This is a genomic window from Pseudomonas sp. FP818 (genome assembly GCF_030687335.1).
Classification (GTDB): domain Bacteria; phylum Pseudomonadota; class Gammaproteobacteria; order Pseudomonadales; family Pseudomonadaceae; genus Aquipseudomonas; species Aquipseudomonas shahriarae.
On the sequence record NZ_CP117427.1, the window covers coordinates 140589 to 160282 of the forward strand.

The 19694-nt window shown below is 58.9% G+C and carries 9 protein-coding genes and 2 pseudogenes; 5 read left to right on the top strand and 6 right to left on the bottom strand.

Annotation, left to right across the window (positions count from 1 at the left end; all coding sequences use genetic code 11):
* Positions 1–9 precede the first annotated feature (9 nt).
* From PSH80_RS27225 to PSH80_RS00665, 6 genes and pseudogenes are all read right to left on the bottom strand, one after another.
* Positions 10–159, bottom strand: a complete 150-nt coding sequence (locus PSH80_RS27225; protein ID WP_370693713.1) for an immunoglobulin-like domain-containing protein — start codon at positions 157–159, stop codon at positions 10–12.
* Between the two features lie 156 nt (positions 160–315).
* Positions 316–1416 carry an immunoglobulin-like domain-containing protein gene (locus tag PSH80_RS00645; protein ID WP_305418777.1) on the bottom strand — a complete coding sequence of 367 codons (1101 nt, stop codon included), beginning with the start codon at positions 1414–1416 and terminating at the stop codon, positions 316–318.
* Positions 1397–2446 carry an immunoglobulin-like domain-containing protein gene (locus PSH80_RS00650; RefSeq protein ID WP_305418779.1) on the bottom strand — a complete coding sequence of 350 codons (1050 nt, stop codon included), beginning with the start codon at positions 2444–2446 and terminating at the stop codon, positions 1397–1399. The genes PSH80_RS00645 and PSH80_RS00650 overlap by 20 nt, the downstream gene beginning before the upstream one ends.
* The gene (locus tag PSH80_RS00655) at positions 2443–5811 is read right to left on the bottom strand and encodes an immunoglobulin-like domain-containing protein (RefSeq protein WP_305418781.1); all 3369 of its coding nucleotides are present in this window, start codon (positions 5809–5811) and stop codon (positions 2443–2445) included. Before PSH80_RS00655 ends, PSH80_RS00650 begins: the two co-directional genes overlap by 4 nt.
* A 91-nt stretch (positions 5812–5902) precedes the next feature.
* The gene (locus tag PSH80_RS00660; RefSeq protein ID WP_370693727.1) at positions 5903–6541 is read right to left on the bottom strand and encodes an immunoglobulin-like domain-containing protein; all 639 of its coding nucleotides are present in this window, start codon (positions 6539–6541) and stop codon (positions 5903–5905) included.
* A gap of 75 nt (positions 6542–6616) precedes the next feature.
* Positions 6617–11416 (bottom strand): annotated as a pseudogene (locus PSH80_RS00665) (retention module-containing protein); the annotation flags it as partial.
* Between the two features lie 339 nt (positions 11417–11755).
* Here PSH80_RS00665 and PSH80_RS00670 point away from each other — a divergent pair.
* From PSH80_RS00670 to PSH80_RS00690, 5 genes and pseudogenes are all read left to right on the top strand, one after another.
* Positions 11756–13102: a TolC family outer membrane protein gene (locus PSH80_RS00670; RefSeq protein WP_057438932.1), complete on the top strand. Its 1347-nt coding sequence runs from the start codon at positions 11756–11758 to the stop codon at positions 13100–13102.
* Positions 13103–13143: 41 nt separating this feature from the next.
* Positions 13144–15300: a type I secretion system permease/ATPase gene (locus PSH80_RS00675; protein ID WP_057957933.1), complete on the top strand. Its 2157-nt coding sequence runs from the start codon at positions 13144–13146 to the stop codon at positions 15298–15300.
* Positions 15293–16652 (top strand): annotated as a pseudogene (locus PSH80_RS00680) (HlyD family type I secretion periplasmic adaptor subunit). Before PSH80_RS00675 ends, PSH80_RS00680 begins: the two are co-directional and overlap by 8 nt.
* Positions 16653–16984: 332 nt before the next feature.
* Positions 16985–17905, top strand: coding sequence for a LysR family transcriptional regulator (locus tag PSH80_RS00685; protein ID WP_057444856.1), 921 nt, complete (start codon positions 16985–16987; stop codon positions 17903–17905).
* A 232-nt stretch (positions 17906–18137) separates the two neighbouring features.
* Positions 18138–19673, top strand: a complete 1536-nt coding sequence (locus tag PSH80_RS00690; RefSeq protein WP_057438938.1) for an MFS transporter — start codon at positions 18138–18140, stop codon at positions 19671–19673.
* Positions 19674–19694 lie beyond the last annotated feature (21 nt).

Here is a 19694-nt window from a genome sequence, read left to right on the forward strand (position 1 = left end):
ACCAGGTTTTCAAAGTGCTCGCCACCGTGACTTCTTTAATGCCGGTAGTAACAGCTGATCGCCTTTGTACACGTCATCCGGAGCTGTAGTCGAAACAGTACCGCTCGACTGGTTCACACCGATGGTGATGACCTGGTTGTTATCCAGGGTCACGGTCACAGGCTGGTGATGTTAGTCACCGGCGCGCCGTTCTTATCTACCAAGGTAGCGGTGTAGACGATCTCGCCGCCTTCACCCACGGTTTTTGGTGCGGTCAGGACCACATCGACCTTGTCGATGGTGTCGTTGATGGTGTGGTTGCGCCATCGCCAGCGACTACGAGCTTCTCGAAGTTGCCGCCGTCAGTCCCGGTGATCTGGACGGTTGGGTGCTCTTATCGACGAACACGTCATCGCCAGGGGCATCAACGGTGACGGTGCCGACAGTTTCACCGGCCTTGATGGTGATGGTTTGCTTGTTATCGAGGGTCAAGGTGACGTCAGTGTCAGCCTTGTTGCTCAAGGTGGCGGTGTAGGTGATGGTGCCGCCTTCGTTGACGGCGCTTGGCGCGGTCAGGGTGACGGTAGTGGTGTTATCTGTGCCCGGTGTGTCAGTCACGATGGTGGTGACTTTATCGGTACCCGGAACCAGGTTCTCAAAGTGCTCGCCACCGGTGACTTCTTTAATGCCGGTAGTAACAGTCTGATCGCCTTTGTACACGTCATCCGGAGCTGTAGTCGAAACAGTACCGCTCGACTGGTTCACACCGATGGTGATGACCTGGTTGTTATCCAGGGTCACGGTCACAGGGCTGGTGATGTTAGTCACCGGCGCGCCGTTCTTATCTACCAAGGTAGCGGTGTAGACGATCTCGCCGCCTTCACCCACGGTTTTGGTGGCGGTCAGGACCACATCGACCTTGTCGATGGTGTCGTTGATGGTGGTAGTCGCGCCATCGCCAGCGACTACGAGCTTCTCGAAGTTGCCGCCGTCAGTCCCGGTGATCTGAACGGTTTGGGTGCTCTTATCGACGAACACGTCATCGCCAGGGGCATCAACGGTGACGGTGCCGACAGTTTCACCGGCCTTGATGGTGATGGTTTGCTTGTTATCGAGGGTCAAGGTGACGTCAGTGTCAGCCTTGTTGCTCAAGGTGGCGGTGTAGGTGATGGTGCCGCCTTCGTTGACGGCGCTTGGCGCGGTCAGGGTGACGGTAGTGGTGTTATCTGTGCCCGGTGTGTCAGTCACGATGGTGGTGACTTTATCGGTACCCGGAACCAGGTTTTCAAAGTGCTCGCCACCGGTGACTTCTTTAATGCCGGTAGTAACAGTCTGATCGCCTTTGTACACATCATCCGGAGCTGTAGTCGAAACAGTACCGCTCGACTGGTTCACACCGATGGTGATGACCTGGTTGTTATCCAGGGTCACGGTCACAGGGCTGGTGAGTCACCGGCGCGCCGTTCTTATCTACCAAGGTAGCGGTGTAGACGATCTCGCCGCCTTCACCCACGGTTTTGGTGGCGGTCAGGACCACATCGACCTTGTCGATGGTGTCGTTGATGGTGGTAGTCGCGCCATCGCCAGCGACTACGAGCTTCTCGAAGTTGCCGCCGTCAGTCCCGGTGATCTGAACGGTTTGGGTGCTCTTATCGACGAACACGTCATCGCCAGGGGCATCAACGGTGACGGTGCCGACAGTTTCACCGGCCTTGATGGTGATGGTTTGCTTGTTATCGAGGGTCAAGGTGACGTCAGTGTCAGCCTTGTTGCTCAAGGTGGCAGTGTAAGTGATGGTACCGCCTTCGTTGACGGCGCTTGGCGCGGTCAGGGTGACGGTAGTGGTGTTATCTGTGCCCGGTGTGTCAGTCACGATGGTGGTGACTTTATCGGTACCCGGAACCAGGTTTTCGAAGTGCTCGCCACCGGTGACTTCTTTAATACCGGTAGTAACAGTCTGGTCGCCTTTGTACACGTCATCCGGAGCTGTAGTCGAAACAGTACCGCTCGACTGGTTCACACCGATGGTGATGACCTGATTGTTATCCAGAGTCACGGTCACAGGGCTGGTGATGTTAGTCACCGGCGCGCCGTTTTTATCCACAAGGGTAGCGGTGTAGACGATCTCGCCGCCTTCACCCACGGTTTTAGTGGCGGTCAGGACCACATCGACCTTGTCGATGGTGTCGTTGATGGTGGTAGTCGCGCCATCGCCAGCAACCACGAGCTTCTCGAAGTTGCCGCCGTCAGTCCCGGTGATCTGAACGGTTTGGGTGCTCTTGTCGACGAACACGTCATCGCCTGGAGCATCAACTGTCACAGTACCGACAGTTTCGCCAGCTTTGATGGTGATGGTTTGCTTGTTGTCCAGCGTCAGGGTGACGTCGGTATCCGCTTTATTCGAAAGCGTAGCGGTGTAGGTGATCTGGCCACCCTCACTCACTTCCGACGGAGCCGTCAGCGTCACGGTCGTAGTGTTATCGGTACCTGGGGTATCAGTAACAGTCGTAGTGACCTTTCAGTGCCCGGAACCAGGTTTTCAAAGTGCTCGCCACCGGTGACTTCTTTAATGCCGGTAGTAACAGTCTGATCGCCTTTGTACACATCCGGAGCTGTAGTCGAAACAGTACCGCTCGACTGGTTCACACCGATGGTGATGACCTGGTTGTTATCCAGGGTCACGGTCACAGGGCTGGTGATGTTAGTCACCGGCGCGCCGTTCTTATCTACCAAGGTAGCGGTGTAGACGATCTCGCCGCCTTCACCCACGGTTTTGGTGGCGGTCAGGACCACATCGACCTTGTCGATGGTGTCGTTGATGGTGGTAGTCGCGCCATCGCCAGCGACTACGAGCTTCTCGAAGTTGCCGCCGTCAGTCCCGGTGATCTGAACGGTTTGGGTGCTCTTGTCGACGAACACGTCATCGCCTGGAGCATCAACTGTCACAGTACCGACAGTTTCGCCAGCTTTGATGGTGATGGTTTGCTTGTTGTCCAGCGTCAGGGTGACGTCGGTATCCGCTTTATTCGAAAGCGTAGCGGTGTAGGTGATCTGGCCACCCTCACTCACTTCCGACGGAGCCGTCAGCGTCACGGTCGTAGTGTTATCGGTACCTGGGGTATCAGTAACAGTCGTAGTGACCTTATCAGTGCCCGGAACCAGGTTTTCAAAGTGCTCGCCACCGGTGACTTCTTTAATGCCGGTAGTAACAGTCTGATCGCCTTTGTACACATCATCCGGAGCTGTAGTCGAAACAGTACCGCTCGACTGGTTCACACCGATGGTGATGACCTGGTTGTTATCCAGGGTCACGGTCACAGGGCTGGTGATGTTAGTCACCGGCGCGCCGTTCTTATCTACCAAGGTAGCGGTGTAGACGATCTCGCCGCCTTCACCCACGGTTTTGGTGGCGGTCAGCACCACATCGACCTTGTCGATGGTGTCGTTGATGGTGGTAGTCGCGCCATCGCCAGCAACCACGAGCTTCTCGAAGTTGCCGCCGTCAGTCCCGGTGATCTGGACAGTCTGGGTGCTCTTGTCGACGAACACGTCGTCGCCTGGAGCATCAACGGTGACGGTACCAACAGTTTCGCCGGCCTTGATGGTGATGGTTTGTTTGTTATCGAGGGTCAGGGTGACGTCAGTGTCAGCCTTGTTGCTCAAGGTGGCGGTGTAAGTGATCTGGCCACCTTCACTCACTTCCGAAGGAGCAGTCAGCGTCACGGTCGTGGTGTTATCGGTACCTGGGGTATCAGTGACAGTCGTGGTGACTTTGTCAGTACCTGGAACCAGGTTTTCAAAGTGCTCGCCACCGGTGACTTCTTTAATACCGGTCGTGACGGTTTGATCACCTTTGTACACATCATCCGGAGCCACAACCGAAACAGTACCGCTCGACTGGTTCACACCGATGGTGATGACCTGGTTGTTATCCAGGGTCACAGTCACAGGGTTGGTGATGTTAGTCACCGGCGCGCCGTTTTTATCCACAAGGGTAGCGGTGTAAACGATCTCGCCGCCTTCGCCCACAGTTTTAGTGGCGGTCAGGACCACATCGACCTTGTCGATGGTGTCGTTGATGGTTGTGGTTGCGCCATCGCCAGCGACTACGAGCTTCTCGAAGTTGCCGCCGTCAGTCCCGGTGATCTGGACAGTCTGGGTGCTCTTGTCGACGAACACGTCATCGCCAGGGGCATCAACGGTGACGGTACCGACGGTTTCACCGGCCTTGATGGTGATGGTTTGTTTGTTATCGAGGGTCAAAGTGACGTCAGTGTCAGCCTTGTTGCTCAAGGTGGCGGTGTAGGTGATCTGGCCACCTTCACTCACTTCCGACGGAGCCGTCAAAGTCACGGTCGTGGTGTTATCGGTGCCCGGTGTGTCAGTCACGATGGTGGTGACTTTATCGGTACCCGGAACCAGGTTCTCAAAGTGCTCGCCACCGGTGACTTCTTTAATGCCGGTAGTAACAGTCTGATCGCCTTTGTACACGTCATCCGGAGCTGTAGTCGAAACAGTACCGCTCGACTGGTTTACACCGATGGTGATGACCTGATTGTTATCCAGGGTCACGGTCACAGGGCTGGTGATGTTAGTCACCGGCGCGCCGTTTTTATCCACCAAGGTAGCGGTGTAAACGATCTCGCCGCCTTCACCCACGGTTTTGGTGGCGGTCAGGACCACATCGACCTTGTCGATGGTGTCGTTGATGGTTGTGGTTGCGCCATCGCCAGCGACTACGAGCTTCTCGAAGTTGCCGCCGTCAGTCCCGGTGATCTGAACGGTTTGGGTGCTCTTATCGACGAACACGTCATCGCCAGGGGCATCAACGGTGACGGTGCCGACAGTTTCACCGGCCTTGATGGTGATGGTTTGCTTGTTATCGAGGGTCAAGGTGACGTCAGTGTCAGCCTTGTTGCTCAAGGTGGCGGTGTAGGTGATGGTGCCGCCTTCGTTGACGGCGCTTGGCGCGGTCAGGGTGACGGTAGTGGTGTTATCTGTGCCCGGTGTGTCAGTCACGATGGTGGTGACTTTATCGGTACCCGGAACCAGGTTTTCAAAGTGCTCGCCACCGGTGACTTCTTTAATGCCGGTAGTAACAGTCTGGTCGCCTTTGTATACGTCATCCGGAGCTGTAGTCGAAACAGTACCGCTCGACTGGTTCACACCAATGGTGATGACCTGGTTGTTATCCAGGGTCACGGTCACAGGGCTGGTGATGTTAGTCACCGGCGCGCCGTTTTTATCCACAAGGGTAGCGGTGTAAACGATCTCGCCGCCTTCGCCCACAGTTTTAGTGGCGGTCAGGACCACATCGACCTTGTCGATGGTGTCGTTGATGGTTGTGGTTGCGCCATCGCCAGCGACTACGAGCTTCTCGAAGTTGCCGCCGTCAGTCCCGGTGATCTGAACGGTTTGGGTGCTCTTATCGACGAACGTCATCGCCAGGGCATCAACGGTGACGGTGCCGACAGTTTCACCGCCTTGATGGTGATGGTTTGCTTGTTCGAGGGTCAAGGTGACGTCAGTGTCAGCCTTGTTGCTCAAGGTGGCGGTGTAGGTGATGGTGCCGCCTTCGTTGACGGCGCTTGGCGCGGTCAGGGTGACGGTAGTGGTGTTATCTGTGCCCGGTGTGTCAGTCACGATGGTGGTGATTTTATCGGTACCCGGAACCAGGTTTTCAAAGTGCTCGCCACCGGTGACTTCTTTAATGCCGGTAGTAACAGTCTGGTCGCCTTTGTATACGTCATCCGGAGCTGTAGTCGAAACAGTACCGCTCGACTGGTTCACACCAATGGTGATGACCTGGTTGTTATCCAGGGTCACGGTCACAGGGCTGTGATGTTAGTCACCGGCGCCCGTTTTTATCCACAAGGGTAGCGGTGTAAACGATCTCGCCGCCTTCGCCCACAGTTTTAGGGCGTCAGGACCACATCGACCTTGTCGATGGTGTCGTTGATGGTTGTGTTGGCCCATCGCCAGCGACTACGAGCTTCTCGAAGTTGCCGCCGTCAGTCCCGGTGATCTGGACAGTCTGGGTGCTCTTGTCGACGAACACGTCATCGCCAGGGGCATCAACGGTGACGGTACCGACGGTTTCGCCGGCCTTGATGGTGATGGTTTGTTTGTTATCGAGTGTCAGGGTGACGTCAGTGTCAGCCTTGTTGCTCAAGGTGGCGGTGTAAGTGATCTGGCCACCTTCACTCACTTCCGAAGGAGCAGTCAGCGTCACGGTCGTGGTGTTATCGGTACCTGGGGTATCAGTGACAGTCGTGGTGACTTTGTCAGTACCTGGAACCAGGTTTTCAAAGTGCTCGCCACCGGTGACTTCTTTAATACCGGTCGTGACGGTTTGATCACCTTTGTACACATCATCCGGAGCCACAACCGAAACAGTACCGCTCGACTGGTTCACACCGATGGTGATGACCTGATTGTTATCCAGGGTCACGGTCACAGGGCTGGTGATGTTAGTCACCGGCGCGCCGTTTTTATCCACCAAGGTAGCGGTGTAAACGATCTCGCCGCCTTCACCCACAGTTTTAGTGGCGGTCAGGACCACATCGACCTTGTCGATGGTGTCGTTGATGGTTGTGGTTGCGCCATCGCCAGCGACTACGAGCTTCTCGAAGTTGCCGCCGTCAGTCCCGGTGATCTGAACGGTTTGGGTGCTCTTATCGACGAACACGTCATCGCCAGGGCATCAACGGTGACGGCCGACAGTTTCACCGGCCTTGATGGTGATGGTTTGCTTGTTATCGAGGGTCAAGGTGACGTCAGTGTCAGCCTTGTTGCTCAAGGTGGCGGTGTAGGTGATGGTGCCGCCTTCGTTGACGGCGCTTGGCGCGGTCAGGGTGACGGTAGTGGTGTTATCTGTGCCCGGTGTGTCAGTCACGATGGTGGTGATTTTATCGGTACCCGGAACCAGGTTTTCAAAGTGCTCGCCACCGGTGACTTCTTTAATGCCGGTAGTAACAGTCTGGTCGCCTTTGTATACGTCATCCGGAGCTGTAGTCGAAACAGTACCGCTCGACTGGTTCACACCAATGGTGATGACCTGGTTGTTATCCAGGGTCACGGTCACAGGGCTGGTGATGTTAGTCACCGGCGCGCCGTTTTTATCCACAAGGGTAGCGGTGTAAACGATCTCGCCGCCTTCGCCCACAGTTTTAGTGGCGGTCAGGACCACATCGACCTTGTCGATGGTGTCGTTGATGGTTGTGGTTGCGCCATCGCCAGCGACTACGAGCTTCTCGAAGTTGCCGCCGTCAGTCCCGGTGATCTGGACAGTCTGGGTGCTCTTGTCGACGAACACGTCATCGCCAGGGGCATCAACGGTGACGGTACCGACGGTTTCGCCGGCCTTGATGGTGATGGTTTGTTTGTTATCGAGTGTCAGGGTGACGTCAGTGTCAGCCTTGTTGCTCAAGGTGGCGGTGTAAGTGATCTGGCCACCTTCACTCACTTCCGAAGGAGCAGTCAGCGTCACGGTCGTGGTGTTATCGGTACCTGGGGTATCAGTGACAGTCGTGGTGACTTTGTCAGTACCTGGAACCAGGTTTTCAAAGTGCTCGCCACCGGTGACTTCTTTAATACCGGTCGTGACGGTTTGATCACCTTTGTACACATCATCCGGAGCCACAACCGAAACAGTACCGCTCGACTGGTTCACACCGATGGTGATGACCTGGTTGTTATCCAGGGTCACAGTCACAGGGTTGGTGATGTTAGTTACTGGCGCACCGTTTTTATCCACAAGTGTGGCGGTGTAAACGATCTCGCCGCCTTCACCCACGGTTTTGGTGGCGGTCAGGACCACATCGACCTTGTCGATGGTGTCGTTGATGGTGGTAGTCGCGCCATTGCCAGCAACCACGAGCTTCTCGAAGTTGCCGCCGTCAGTCCCTGTGATCTGGACGGTCTGGGTGCTCTTATCGACGAACACGTCATCGCCAGGGGCATCAACGGTGACGGTGCCGACTGTTTCGCCCGCTTTGATGGTGATGGTTTGTTTGTTATCGAGTGTCAGGGTGACGTCAGTGTCAGCCTTGTTGCTCAAGGTGGCGGTGTAAGTGATCTGGCCACCTTCACTCACTTCCGAAGGAGCAGTCAGCGTCACGGTCGTGGTGTTATCGGTGCCCGGTGTGTCAGTGACAGTCGTGGTGACCTTGTCAGTACCTGGAACCAGGTTTTCAAAGTGCTCGCCACCGGTGACTTCTTTAATGCCGGTAGTAACAGTCTGGTCGCCTTTGTACACATCATCTGGAGCCACAACCGAGACAGTCCCGCTCGACTGGTTCACACCAATGGTGATGACCTGGTTGTTATCCAGGGTCACAGTCACAGGGTTGGTGATGTTAGTTACTGGCGCACCGTTTTTATCCACAAGGGTGGCGGTGTAAACGATCTCGCCGCCTTCGCCCACAGTTTTAGTGGCGGTCAGGACCACATCGACCTTGTCGATGGTGTCGTTGATGGTGGTAGTCGCGCCATTGCCAGCAACCACGAGCTTCTCGAAGTTGCCGCCGTCAGTCCCGGTGATCTGGACAGTCTGGGTGCTCTTATCGACGAACACGTCATCGCCAGGGGCATCAACGGTGACGGTACCGACGGTTTCGCCGGCCTTGATGGTGATGGTTTGTTTGTTATCGAGTGTCAGGGTGACGTCAGTGTCAGCCTTGTTGCTCAAGGTGGCGGTGTAAGTGATCTGGCCACCTTCACTCACTTCCGAAGGAGCAGTCAGCGTCACGGTCGTGGTGTTATCGGTGCCCGGTGTGTCAGTGACAGTCGTGGTGACCTTGTCAGTACCTGGAACCAGGTTTTCAAAGTGCTCGCCACCGGTGACTTCTTTAATGCCGGTAGTAACAGTCTGATCGCCTTTGTACACATCATCTGGAGCCACAACCGAGACAGTCCCGCTCGACTGGTTCACACCAATGGTGATGACCTGGTTGTTATCCAGGGTCACAGTCACAGGGCTGGTGATGTTGGTCACCGGCGCGCCGTTTTTATCCACAAGGGTAGCGGTGTAGACGATCTCGCCGCCTTCACCCACAGTTTTAGTAGCAGTCAGTACCACATCAACCTTGTCGATAGTGTCGTTGATCTGCGTCGTCGCCCCACCCGGTGCGATATCAAGCTTCTCGAAACCACCACCCACGATGTCCGGATTGATCGTGACGTTGATCGGACCTGCATCTTTGAATACGTCGTCGCTCGGTGCCTTGGACGTCACCTGGCCTGTCGTCTCGCCCTTGGCGATAGTGATGACGTCACCATTGCTCAAGGTCAGGGTCAGGTCGCTGCCGGCCTTGTTGCTCAAGGTCGCGGTGTAGGTGATGTTGCCACCTTCGTCGGCCTCGCCTGGCGCGGTCAGGGTGACGGTGGTGGTGTCGGTGGTGCCGGGTGTGTCGGTCACGGTGGTGTTGACCGGCGTGGTGCCAGGTACCAGGTTTTCGAAATGCGCGCCGCCGGTCACATTGGTGATAGCGGTGGTGACGGTCTGGTTGCCCTCATACACGTCGTTCGGCGCAACAGTGGTGGCAGTGCCAGCGGATTGGCCGACACCAATGGTGATGGTCTGGCCATTGTCCAGCGTCACGGTCAACGGATTGGTGGTGTTGGTGACCGGGTTACCTGCCTTGTCCACCAGCGACGCGGTGTAGACGATATTACCGCCTTCGCCCACGGTGGTAGTCGCAGTCAGGACCACATCGACCTTGTCGATAGTGTCGTTGATGGTGGTAGTCGCGCCGTCACCGGCCACTTCCAGTTTTTCGAAGTTGCCGCCAGTAGTCTCGACGATCTTTACGGTTTGCGTGCTTTTGTCGACAAACACATCATCGCCTGGAGCATCGACGGTGACGGAGCCGACGGTTTCACCCGCCTTGATGATGATGGTCGACCCGTTATCCAGCTTCAGCGTAACGTCAGTGTCGGCTTTATTGGAGAGCGTGGCGGTGTAGGTAATCTGCCCGCCTTCGCTGACATCGCCTGGCGCAGTCAGCGTTACGGTGGTGGTGTCGACCGAATCGGTGATGGTGGTGACGGCTGGCGTGGTGTTGGGCACCAGGTTTTCAAAGTTGCCACCGGTCGTGCCGGTGATGGTCGTCGTGACGGTGCTGCCGTTGACGTAGACGTCGTTCGCCGGGGTGTCGACCACCACGGTACCGACGGACTCGCCGGCCTTGATGGTGATCACCGAGCCGTTGGACAAGGTCACGGTCACGGGGGTTTGCGCCGGGTTGGTCAGCGTCGCGGTGTAGGTGATCTGGCCGCCTTCGGTGACGGTGTTAGTGGCGGTGAGGGTCACGCCGGTGTCGTCGACCGAATCGGTAATCGTGGTGACGGCTGGTGTGGTGTTGGGCACCAGGTTTTCGAAGTTGCCACCGGTTGCCCCGGTGATGGTGGTGCTGACCGTGCTGCCATTGTTGTAGACGTCGTTGGCCGGTGTCTCGACCACCACTGTACCGGTGGACTTACCTGCCTCGATGTTGATCACCGAGCCGTTGCTCAAGGTAATGGTGACGGGCGTCTGCGCCGGGTTGGTCAAGGTCGCGGTGTAGGTGATCTGACCGCCTTCGGTCACCGTTTCGCCTGCTGTCAGGGTCACGGTGGTGGTGTCGATGGTGTCGGTGATCTGGGTGACGGCCGGCGTCGGGTCGACGGTCACGATCAGGTTGTTACCGCCGGTGGTGCCAGTGACGGTGACGCTGATCTGGCCTGGGTCGATGTACGGGCTGTCATTAGGCGCCAGGGGCACATTCACGGAGCCAGTCACCTGGCCGGCCGGGATGGTGATCACCGCGCCGTTGGACAGGGTGACGGTCAGGTTGCTGGTAGACGGCTGGGTCACCGTAGCGGTGTAGGTCAGCACGCCGCCGGCTTCGGTGATGGTCGGGGTGGCGCTCAGGGACAGGGTCGACGGCAAAGGTGCTGCCGTGAGCGGGTCGGTCGGCTGCCCGCCGAGTTCGTTGGTCAACGCATTGGTACCGAAACCCAGGCCAGCCGTCGGGAAACCAATGGTCGGGTCAACCGAGCCTGCGGTCTCATCGAGCATCACAAAGCTGTGACCGCCCCCCGCAGCGCCGGTGCCAGCAGCTGCCGCGCCTGCGGCGGTGGCTTCCAGCTCGGTGGTCGGGTCAGCGCCGGCGGCGATTGCCTGCTGCAGTTCGGCAACCGACGGTGCAGCCTGTGCGGTGGCTTGTGCCAGGTCCGTGCTGGAGTCGGGCGCGGTGGCGCTCCACTGGGTGTCACGGCCCAGGTCCAGGGTGCGACCATCGGCCAGCTCCAGGCTGACTGCGCCCGACATACCGGTGTCTATCTGGTCGCCGGCAAAAAGGCGATCACCTTCAACAAGCACCCGGCGGGCCCCTTCCGGAGAAATGACGAAAACTTGGCCAACAATGCTTTTGACGATGGCAACAACACTGCTCATTGAAGATTTCTCCGGCGATCCATTCTGTGGGTGTTCCTAGGGCTGAGATCTGATGGGATTCATCAGCCTGGGAGGTGCGTAGTTTATAAAACGAATGACGTCAAATAATTGGCTGTATTTTTTGGCGATTTACTTTATGCCAAACTATTGACCTTCTTGGCGCCATCCTAAACAATCGCCTCGCTAATGTCACATTGATATTCACGCGGCGAACCGTCCTACATGTGTGAACCAGTTCCGCTTTTGAACTTTCCGACGTACGGTCATTACGGTAGCCATTTTCTAACGCAGCACGCCAAGTTGCTGTGACTTGAGACAAGAAGTCCTGGGGATTCTTAAATGCGTTTGCACCTGCTTAAGGCAATACCGTTCGTTCTCGCCGCCAGTTTCGTACAAGCCCAAACCCTGCCCCAGGCCATGCAGCAAGCGCTGGATGTGCACCCTGAGATTCAGGCAGGTGTCAATGCTCGTATCGCGGCTGACTATCAATTGCGTGCGGCCAAGGGCGGTTACCTGCCCCGTGTCGACCTGAACGCCGGTTATGGCCGTGAAGGCACCGACAGCTCGTCCACCCGTGCCCGTGGTGGCCATTGGGACACCCTCAATCGCGGTGAGTCGAGCCTGCGTCTGCAGCAAATGGTTTTTGACGGTTTTGCCACCTCCAGTGAAGTTGGGCGTCAACAAGCCACCGTTAACTCCCGCGCGTTTTCGTTGCTTGGCACTTCCGAGCGCACTGCATTAACGGTAGCCCAGGTTTATCTGGACGTCCTGACCCGCCGTGAATTCGTGCGCCTGGCTGAAGACAACCTGCGTAACCACGAGCGCATTTACGACCAGATCAAGTTGCGCACCCAGCGCGGCGTCGGCAGCGGGGCTGACCTGGACCAGGCCGAAGCCCGCCTGGCCCAGGCCCGCAACAACGTGATCACCGAGCAGACCAACCTGGCCGATGCCCAGACCAACTACCTGAGCGCTGTCGGTCAGGAAGCCGATCAGTTGGAGCGTCCGCCTAGCTTCATGGCGATGCTGCCTGCAGACCTGAACGAAGCACGTCGCCAGATGCTGGATAACAGCCCGATCCTGCGCTCGGCCGAATCCGACATCGCCGCCGCCGAAAAACAATACGAAGCCGCCAAGTCTTCCTTCTACCCACGCTTCGACGCCGAGTTGGGCCGCAACGCCGACAACAACATCGACGGCGACGCCAGCCACAACAATGGCTGGGAAGCGATGCTGCGTATGCGCTTCAACCTGTACGCCGGTGGCAGCAACAAAGCCGAGCTGGAGTCCAAGTCCTACCAGTCCAACCAGGCCCTGGATATCCGCAATAACGCCTTGCGCCAGTTGAACGAAGAACTGGGCCTGGCCTGGAACGCCATGAACAACGCCAATGCCCAGGTGCCGATTGCCCAGCAATACGTCGACCACAGCAGCAAAGTACGCGGCGCTTACCAGAAGCAATTCAGCCTGGGCGAGCGGACCCTGCTCGACTTGCTCGACAGTGAAAACGAACTGTTCACCGCTTCGCGTCGTCTGGAAGAGATAAAAAACGTTCAGTTATTTACTCAGTACCGAATCAAGGCGACCATGGGCGAGTTGCTCAAGAGCCAGGGAGTGGTCGCACCGATGGCCTCCGTCGTCCAGAACGATGTGAAGCCGAAAGTTCAACTGCCGGGGATGAATTGAGCTATTCCTTATAGACCCATCCGTTAGTTGAGAGAGCCCGCGTGGAATCAGAAGTTAGTCGAGTCCATCTCAGTCATGATCCACGCACATTGCACGACGACCCGTTACTCGACGGGTTGTTGGCTCTCTGTGCCCTGCACCAGAAGCCTGCCAGTGCGGCAATGCTGACCACCGGTCTGCCATTGCCGTCACAGCAACTGACCGCCGATTTGCTGGCCCGGGCCGCGGCCCGCGCCGGTTTGCAAGGCCGGCTGCTGCAACGCAAGCTCGATTCGATCCCCGCGATTGCCATGCCGGCGCTGCTGTTGCTCAAGGACGGCCGGAGTGCCGTGCTGCTCGGCTGGCAGGGTGAAGACGAGGCCCAGGTGCTGCTCAGCGAAAGCGATGGCGGTGAAACCATCGTCAAGCGTCAAGCCTTGGCCGATGACTACATCGGCAAAGTGTTTTTTGCCCAGCCCCAGCACAAATTCGATGTCAGCCACGGCACCCTGATCCCTCGGGCCCGTTCGTGGTTTCGCGACACCCTCAAGCGTTCGCGCTGGCTCTACGCCGATGCCATCGCTGCCAGTTTCCTGATCAACCTGATTGCCATGGCCGCGCCGCTGTTCGTGATGAACGTCTACGACCGCGTGGTGCCGAACCAGGCCACCGCCACCCTGTGGGTGCTGGCCACCGGTATTTTCATCGCCTACGTCTTCGACCTGGTCCTCAAGAGCTTGCGCAGTCTGTGCCTGGACCTGGCCGGCAAAAAAACCGACCTGATCATCTCGGCCACGCTGTTCGAGCGGATCGTCGGCATGTCGATGAAGTACCGCCCGGCGCGGGTCGGCAGTTTCGCCCAGAACATCCACGAGTTTCAGAGCCTGCGCGACTTCCTCGCGTCCCTGACCCTCACCAGCCTGATCGACTTGCCGTTCACCCTGCTGATCTTCATGGTGATCGCCATCCTCGGCGGGCACCTGGTGTGGATCCCCATGCTGGCTTTCCCGATTGCCCTGGGCATCGGTTACCTGCTGCAAAAACCGCTGGTCGCCACCATGGAACGCACCATGGCCCTGGCCTCCGAGCGCCAGTCGAGCCTGATCGAAACCCTGGCCGGGCTGGATGCGGTCAAGGTCAACAACGCGGAAAGCGAGCGCCAGTACCAGTGGGAGCAGACCATTGGCACCCTCAGCCGCCTTGAGTTGCGGGTGAAAATGCTCTCTGGGCTGTCGATGAACATCACCCTGCTGATCCAGCAACTGGCGGGTGTGATCATGATTGTCTTCGGGGTCTACCAGATCATTGACGGCAACCTCAGCATGGGCGGCCTGATTGCCTGCTACATGCTCAGTGGCCGAGCCCTCAGCCCCCTGGCGTCGCTGTCGGGCCTGATGACCCGCTACCAGCAGGCCAAAGTCACCATGGTCTCCACCGACCAGATGATGGAACTGCCTCAGGAGCGCAACTTCGAAGAGCGCCCCTTGAGCCGCCGCACCCTGCAAGGTGCCATCGAGTGCCGGGGCCTGAACTTTACCTACCCCAACCAGCAGAACATGGCGCTCAAGAACATCAACCTGGTGATCAAGCCCGGCGAGAAAATTGGCATCATCGGGCGCAGCGGCTCGGGCAAAAGCTCCCTGGCCAAACTGATCGTCGGCCTCTACCAGCCCGACTCCGGCGCCCTGCTGGTGGACGGGGTGGACATTCGCCAGATCGACGTCAGCGAACTGCGCCACAACGTCGGCTATGTGCCTCAGGACATTCAACTGCTGGCCGGCACCCTGCGCGACAACCTGGTCTCCGGCGCCCGCTACGTTGAAGACGAAGTGGTGCTGCAAGCCGCCGAACTGGCTGGCGTCCACGAATTTGCCCGTCTGCACCCGCAAGGCTACGAACTGCAAGTGGGCGAGCGAGGCCAGAACCTCTCTGGCGGCCAGCGACAAAACGTCGCCCTGGCCCGTGCCCTGCTGCTTAATCCGCCTATCCTGCTGCTGGACGAACCGACCAGCGCCATGGACAACACCGGCGAGGAGCGCCTTAAACAGCGCCTGCAAGCCGTTGTGGAAAACAAGACCGTGGTGCTGGTGACACACCGGGCGTCGCTGCTGTCCCTGGTGGACCGCTTGTTGGTCATCGACCGTGGGCAAATCCTCGCCGATGGTCCGAAAGCCGTAGTGATGGAAGCGTTGAAGAAGGGGCAGATCAGTGTTGCGTAAATTCAAGGACGCGGTCCGTCGCTATTTCATTGGTTCCGATTCGCTGGACGGCCAGCCATTGCCAGAGGTCAAGAAGGCCCTGATCGAAGATGCCCCGCGCGTGGTGCGGCTGACCATCTGGGGGATCATCGGGTTTTTCCTGTGCATGTTGCTGTGGGCCGGCTTTGCCAAGGTCGACGAAGTCACGCGCGGCGATGGCAAGGCCATTCCATCCTCCAAGCTGCAGAAGATCCAGAACCTGGAAGGCGGCATCGTCGCCGAGCTGTTCGTCAAGGAAGGGCAGATCGTCGAAGCCGGCGCGCCGCTGATTCGCCTGGACGACACACGTTTTGTCTCCAACGCCGGGGAAACCGAGGCCCAGCGCCTGTCCCTGCTGTTGCGTATCGAGCGCTTGAGCGCCCAGGTCGAAGACCGGCCGTTGAACATCCCTGAAGATGTGCGGGCCGCTGCGCCCACCCAGGCCATCAACGAGCAGTCGCTGTACGAAAGCCGGCGCCAGCAGTTCAAGGACGAAATCGGCGGCTTGCAGGAACAACTGACCCCAGCGCCAGCAAGAAATGCGCGAGTACACCTCCAAGCAGAGCCAGTACCGTAACCAGCTGTCGTTGCAGCGCCAGGAAATCAACATGTCCGAACCCCTGGTCGCCCAGGGTGCGGTGTCGCCGGTGGAAGTACTGCGCCTCAAGCGCGCAGAAATGGAAACCCGTGGCCAACTGGACGCCACCACCCTGGCCATCCCCCGTGCCGACTCGGCGATCAAGGAAGTACAGCGCAAGATCGACGAGACTCGCGGTAAGTATCGCAGTGAAGCCCTGACCGAGCTCAACGAAGCCCGCACCGACTTGAACAAGGCCCAGGCCACCGGCAAAGCCCTCGAAGACCGGGTGAGCCGGACCCTGGTCACCTCGCCGGTGCGCGGGATCGTCAAGCAACTGCTGGTCAACACCATCGGTGGGGTGATCCAGCCGGGCAGCGACATGGTAGAAATCGTCCCGTTGGACGACACCCTGCTGGTGGAAGCCAAGATCCGCCCGCAAGACATTGCCTTCCTGCACCCGGGACAAGAGGCCGTGGTCAAGTTCACCGCCTATGACTACACCATCTACGGCGGCCTCAAGGCCAAGCTGGAGCGCATCGGTGCCGACACCATCACCGACGAAGACAAGAAAACCACCTACTACATGATCACCTTGCGCACCGACCGCAGCCACCTGGGTACCGATGAGAAGCCGCTGATCATCATCCCCGGCATGGTCGCTTCGGTCGATATCATTACCGGCAAGAAAACCATCCTCAGCTACCTGCTCAAGCCCATCATCAAGGCCCGGGCGGAGTCGCTGCAGGAGCGTTGATCTTCAGTGTCTGGGCGGGCCTCATCGCGAGCAAACCCGCTCCCACACTCAACCGCATTCCTATGTTGGAAATCGGTCGAATGTGGGAGCGGGCTTGCTCGCGAAGGGGCCCTCAACTTCACCCCATCCCTCAGCCCTACCGCAAAAAGGCCATATCGTTATTCTCTAACGGTATTTAAAGTCACTCTCCTGACTGCCAGAGAGTGATCTTATATCCGCCACCACAGCCGCCTTGCCCACCGCCTAAAGTTACCTGACGCAGTAGAAACAGTACCGGTAAAGCCTGCTACGATTGCGTGCGCTGTACTCCAAACCCATCACGAGTGCTTGGCATGCAATTACCGGATATGAACCTGCTGGTGGCCCTCGACGCCTTGCTCGACGAGGGCAGCGTGGTGGGTGCCGCGCGGCGGATGAACCTGAGCCCGGCGGCGATGAGCCGCACCCTGACGCGCATTCGCGAAGCGGTGGGCGATCCGATCCTGGTGCGCGCCGGTCGCGGTCTGGTGCCCACGCCCAAGGCCCTGGAGTTGCAAGGCCAGGTGCGCAACGTGGTGGAGCAGGCGGCGTTGTTGTTCCGCTCGGCGGACGAGGTTGACCTGAGCACCTTGCGCCGACGGTTCAGCGTGCGCGCCAATGACTTTTTTGTCGGCGTGTATGGTGGTCGTTTATTCGACACCATGGAGCGGGTGGCGCCCCATTGCGAGCTGCGCTTTGTCCCGGAAGGCGACAGCGATGACGAAGCCTTGCGCGAAGGGCGCCTGGACCTGCGCGTTGGCAACACCATGCCGATTACCCCGGAAGTGAAGGTGCAGAACCTGTTCTCCACCACCTTCGTCGGCCTGGCCCGCGAAGGCCACCCGTTGTTCGACGAAGAAATCACCGCTGCGCGCTTTGCCAGCTACTCCCATATCAGCATCTCGCGGCGCGGTATCGCCCGAGGGCCGATCGACACCGCCCTCAGTGCCCAGGGCCTGGAACGCCGTGTGGCGATGATCGCGCCGGGGTTTCACGGTGCGATGTTTATGCTGCCTGACTCCGACCTGATCCTGCCGGTGCCCAAGGAAGCGCTCTACAGCGCCAATCGCCTGAAACTGCCACTGCGCGCATTTACCCTGCCGATTTCCCTGCCGACCCTGGTCCTGACCCAGGCCTGGCACCCGCGTTTCGACAAAGACCCGGCGCACAAATGGCTGCGCGAAACCATGCGCGAAAGCTGCGCCGCGACTTGGCGCGAAGCCCAACCCACCTGACGACCACGATCAAAATGTGTGGAGCTAGCCTGGCTTGTGTGGGAGCTGGCTTGCCTGCGATAGCGGTGTGTCAGTGACAGATGCCTTAGCTGACACACCGCTATCGCAGGCAAGCCACCTCCCACATTCAATCATTGCGTCTGGTGCAGTTATAACCTTCCGATAAGTCAGTTTTCGTCATGTCTAAGCCTTATTAAACTGCTCGGGTATTCTATTGCCGAGTTGTACTTTCATGACGTCCCTCGCTGCCCCCGCGCCCTTGGCCACCGCCAAACCCGCCGCCGTCAGCCCCCCTGTGTTCGGCCCACGGATCATCATCGGCCTGGTCGGCGTGCTGCTGGCGGTGCTGGTCTCGGGCCTGAACGAAATGGTGACCAAGGTCGCCCTCGCCGATATTCGCGGTGCGCTGTACATCGGGTTTGACGAAGGCACCTGGCTGGTCGCGGCCTACACCGCCACCTCCGTCTCGGCCATGGCCTTTGCCCCATGGTGTTCGGTGACGTTTTCGCTGCGCCGTTTCACCCTGTGGGCCATCGGCCTGTTTACCCTGCTGGGGGTGCTTTGCCCGCTGGCGCCGAACTACGAAAGCCTGCTGGTGCTGCGCACCCTGCAAGGCCTGGCCGGCGGCGCGTTGCCGCCGATGCTGATGACCGTGGCCCTGCGGTTTTTACCGGCCAACGTCAAACTCTACGGCCTGGCCGGCTACGCCCTGACCGCCACCTTCGGCCCCAGCCTCGGCACGCCGTTGGCAGCACTCTGGACCGAATACGTCGGCTGGCAGTGGGCGTTCTGGCAGATCGTCGCGCCGTGCCTGCTGGCCATGGCCGCCGTGGCCTATGGCTTGCCCCAGGACCCGTTGCGCCTGGAGCGCCTCAAGCAGTTCAACTGGCGCGGCCTGCTGCTGGGCTTCCCCGCGATCTGCATGCTGGTGATCGGCATCTTGCAGGGCAACCGCCTGGACTGGTTCGAGTCGCCGCTGATCACCACGCTGCTGATTGGCGGGGTGCTGTTGTTGGTGCTGTTCATGCTCAATGAATGGTCACACCCGATGCCGTTCTTCAAGTTGCAGATGCTTGGCCTGCGCAACCTGGCCTTTGCCTTGATTGTGCTAGCCGGGGTGCTGGTGGTGTTGCAGGCGGTGATTATCCTGCCGTCCAGCTACCTGGCGCAGGTGCAGGGCTACCGGCCGCTGCAAACCGCGCCGGTGATGCTGATCATGGCCCTGCCGCAACTGATCGCGCTGCCCCTGGTGGCCGCCCTGTGCAACCTGCGCTGGGTCGACTGCCGCTGGGTGCTGGGGATTGGCCTGGGCATGCTGACCCTGTCGTGCATCGGCGGCGCGCAACTGACCTCGGCGTGGATTCGTGATGAGTTCTACGTGCTGCAACTGCTGCAAATCTTCGGGCAGCCGATGGCGGTGTTGCCGCTGTTGATGTTGTCCACCGGCAGCATCGTGCCCGCCGACGGGCCGTTTGCCTCGGCCTGGTTCAACACGGTCAAAGGCCTGGCGGCGGTGGTCGCCACCGGGGTGATCGAGGTGCTGACCACCCACCGCCTGCATTTCCACTCGACCATGCTGGTGGACGCCCTGGGCAACTCGCCCCTGGCCGACAGCGACGCCACGGGCCTGGCCCACCGGCTGCACCAGCAGGCCGTGGTGCTGACCTCTTCGGATCTTTATTACGTCATGGCCGGTGTCGCGGTGGCGTTGATCCTCCTGATTTTCTGGATGCCGACGCGGATTTTTCCGCCGCGCGCACCCGCTTGATTGCTGACGCAGACCAAGGAT